1 protein-coding gene and 1 pseudogene are annotated in these 3,502 nt (G+C 74.5%); both read left to right on the top strand.

The annotated features are described in order from the left end of the window. Nucleotides 1-43: 43 nt before the first annotated feature. Nucleotides 44-865, top strand: a pseudogene (locus tag SSOG_RS57490) (SAV_2336 N-terminal domain-related protein); the annotation flags it as partial. Between the two features lie 246 nt (nt 866-1,111). After that, nucleotides 1,112-3,502 (top strand): FxSxx-COOH system tetratricopeptide repeat protein (gene fxsT, locus SSOG_RS18870; RefSeq protein WP_281048200.1); only part of this gene is annotated, 2,391 nt, incomplete at its 3' end.

Genomic DNA, 3,502 nt, shown 5'->3' with positions numbered 1-3,502 from the left:
TGGCGCCCCGGCGAGGTGAGGGCGCCCGGACGGCAGCGCCGCGGACCGCGACCCGCAGGAGCTGCTGCACCCCCAGCGCCGACGGCTGATCCTGCTGCTCAGCGACTGCGTGGGCGAGGGGTGGTCGCGGGGCACCGTGCCCCGGCTGCTCGACCTGTGGGCGCGGCACGGCCCCGTCGCCGTGCTCAACCCGCTGCCGCACCACATGTGGGACCGGTGCGACGCCATCCCGCTGGACGTCTCCCTGCGCGCCTGCGCGGGCGGGCTGCCCAACACCGAGCTGGGCCTGCGCCTCCCGGGCCCGGCCCCCGGGGACCAGGACGCGGAGGGCGCGGACGGCGCGGACGGGCCGTTACCCGGCGAAGGCCCGCCGGAGGACCGGCCCGTGCCCGTCCCCGTGCTGGAGATCGAGCCCGAATGGCTCGCCACCTGGGCCCGGCTGGTCACCGGCACCGGTGGCGGCTGGCTGCCCGCCGCCGCCCTGCTCACCGACACCGACGGGCTCGCCGCGCGCTGCGCCGCCGCCCCGCGCACCCCGGAGGACGACGATCCGCTCGCCCCGGACGAGCGGGTGCGCAACTTCCGCGCCGCCGCCTCGCCCGCCGCCCGGCTGCTCGCCTCCCATCTGGCGCTCGCGCCGCTGACCCTCGATGTGATGGAGAAGGTCAAGAAGGCCGTGCTGCCCCGGCTGGGCCCGCTGCCGCTGGCCGAAGTGCTGCTCAGCGGGCTGCTGGAGCGCCCCGCCCCGGCCGCGGCCGGGTTCACCGGTTTCGCCTTCCGGGACGGCGTACGCAACCAGCTCCTCGGCGGGCTCGGGCGCGGCGAGCTGTTCCGCGCCCTCCAGGGGGTGTCCGCGGTGGCGGCCAAGGTCATCGGCGCCCGCCCCGATCTGCTGCCGCGGTACCTCGCCGCGCCCGACGGGCCGGTCGACGACCGGCTGACCCCCGCCGAACGGGAGCTGGCCGCGGCCGCCCACCCCGCGCTCCTCGCGCTCGGCCGTCCGTACAGCAGGCTCGCGCAGAAGGTGCGCGTCCTGGTCGATCCGCCGCCTTCCCCGCCCGAGACCGACGACCGCAGCGATCTTCCGGGCGTCCGCACCAAGGGAGAGACCATGTCAGGGAGCGCTCCGGACACGGAACGGCTCACATCGTCCACACCGGCCGGCGCGCCACCGTCCGGCCCCCCGCAGGAGAACGGCGCCGCCCCGGACGGCCCTCCGGGTTCCGCCCCCGACCAGAGCCCCGCCGGTGCGCCCCCCGGCGGGGCCGTGCGCGCCCCCGGCAGCGTCCCGCTGCCGAACGCCAACTTCACCGGCCGCGAGGAGCATCTGCGGATGCTGCGGTCCTACCTCACCGAGGGCCGCCGCGCCGCCGTGCTGCCCCAGGCGCTGTACGGGCTGGGGGGCGTCGGCAAGACCCAGCTGGCGATCGAGTACATCCGCCGGTACGCGGAGGAGTACGAACTCGTCTGGTGGGTGCGGGCCGAACAGCCCGCCGTCATCCGCACCTCGCTCTCCGCGCTCGGCTCGACCCTCGGCATCGAGGGCCCCGACGTGGACGGCGTGGTCGACAAGGTCATCTCCGCCCTGGCCTCCGGCTTCCCCGTGAAGCGCTGGCTGCTCGTCCTCGACAACGCCCTCGGCCCCGAGGACGTCATGCCGTACATCCCGCATATGGTCGGGGTGCCCGGTGGCGCGGGCCACGTCATCATCACCTCCCGGGACGGCGGCTGGGCCGACCAGGTCAGCGCCCTCAAGGTGGACGTCTTCACGCGCGAGGAGAGCATCGAGTTCCTCCGCCGCCGCGACACCACCATGACCGGCGAGGACGCGTCACGGCTGGCCGACGCCCTCGGCGACCTGCCGCTCGCCATCGAGCAGGCCGCGGCCTGGCAGGTCAACAGCGGTGTGCAGGTCGAGGAGTACCTGGGGCTGCTGGCCAGCCGCCGCTCCGAGGTGTTCGCCGAGCCCATGACGGTCGGCGGCGCGGAGTCCGTGGCGGCCGTGTGGCAGGTCTCCATGGACTCCCTGCGGGCACGCAACGCGGGAGCCCTCGAACTGCTGCGGCTGCTGGCCTTCTTCGGCCCCGAGCCGGTGCCCCTGTCCCTGCTGCACAACGCCCGGCTGCTCAGCCTGCCCGCCGCCCTGTCCCGCACCGTCAAGGAACCGCTCAACCGGGCCCGGGCCATCCGTGACATCGGCCGCTACTCGCTCCTCACCATCGACAACCGGGCCGGTACGGTGCAGCTGCACCGGCTGGTGCGCAGCGTCCTCCAGGACGGACTGGACGCCGCAACCGCCGAGAGCACCGCCCATCTGGCCCATCTGCTGCTGTCCGCGCACGACCCCGGCGACCCCGAGATGCTGCGCAACTGGGAGCAGTACACGGAGATCCTGCCGCACGTCGAGACCTCCGGCATGCTGGAGTGCCAGGACCCGGACGTCTGCCACACCGTCCTCAACGTCGTCCGCTATCTGCTGGCCCGCGGCGACTTCCGCAGCGGCGTCGAACTGGCCCGGCGCGCCCTCAAGGAGTGGCGCCGCGGGCTCGGCCCCGACGATCTGCGGACCATCAACCTGGTCCGGCTGCTGGGCGCGGCCCAGCGCTCCCTGGGCCGGCTGGACGAGGCCCGCGAGCTGAACGCGGACGCGCTGCGGCGGCTGCGCGCCACCGTCGGCGAGGAGCACGAGGACACGCTCAACCTGGCGGGCGGGGTCGCCGCCGACCTGCGGGCCTGCGGCAACTTCCGAGAGGCCCTGGAGCTGGACGAGGACACGTACGCCAAGAGTGTGCGGGTCTTCGGCACCGACGACCCCAACACCCTGATGGCGGGCCACAACTACGCGGTGAGCCTGCGGCTGTCCGGCCGGTTCACCGAGGCCCGGGAGCTGGACCGGAAGGTCTGGCAGGTCCGGGCCATGGTCCTGGGCGCGACGGCCCGCTCCACGCTGTTCACCGTCAACAACCTCGCCCGCGATATGCGCGAATGCGGTGAGTACGCGGAGGCGCGCACCCTCCAGGAGCAGACCGTCGCCACCTACCGCCAGTACTACGGCGAGACCCATCCGCACACCCTGCGCGCCATCAAGAACCTGTCCGTCAGCTGCCGCAAGGCCGGGGACTACGAACGCGGCCTGGAGCTGGCCGTGCTGGTCCTCGACCACTACCGTCGCACCGCGGGCGACCGCCACCCCGACGCCCTCGCCGCCCTCACCAACCTCGGCAACGACCTGCGCATGACCGGCGACCTCCAGGCCGCGGGCCAGCGCGGTGCCGAGGCCCACCAGGGGTACCGGGAGGTGCTCGGCGAGCACCATCCGTACACGTACCTGGCCGCCCTCAACCACGCCGTGACGCTCCGGGCGCTCGGCGAGCACCCGCGCGCCCACCGGCTGGACCAGGACACCGCCACCGGCATCGCGGGCACCCTCTGGGCGGACCACCCCTGGGTGCTGCTCTCCCGGGCCAACCTCGCCACCGACCTCGCCCGGCTGGGCAACCAC

It is taken from the genome of Streptomyces himastatinicus ATCC 53653 (genome assembly GCF_000158915.1).
In the GTDB taxonomy this organism is placed as follows: domain Bacteria; phylum Actinomycetota; class Actinomycetes; order Streptomycetales; family Streptomycetaceae; genus Streptomyces; species Streptomyces himastatinicus.
This window is presented reverse-complemented; position numbering and strand designations above follow the sequence as displayed.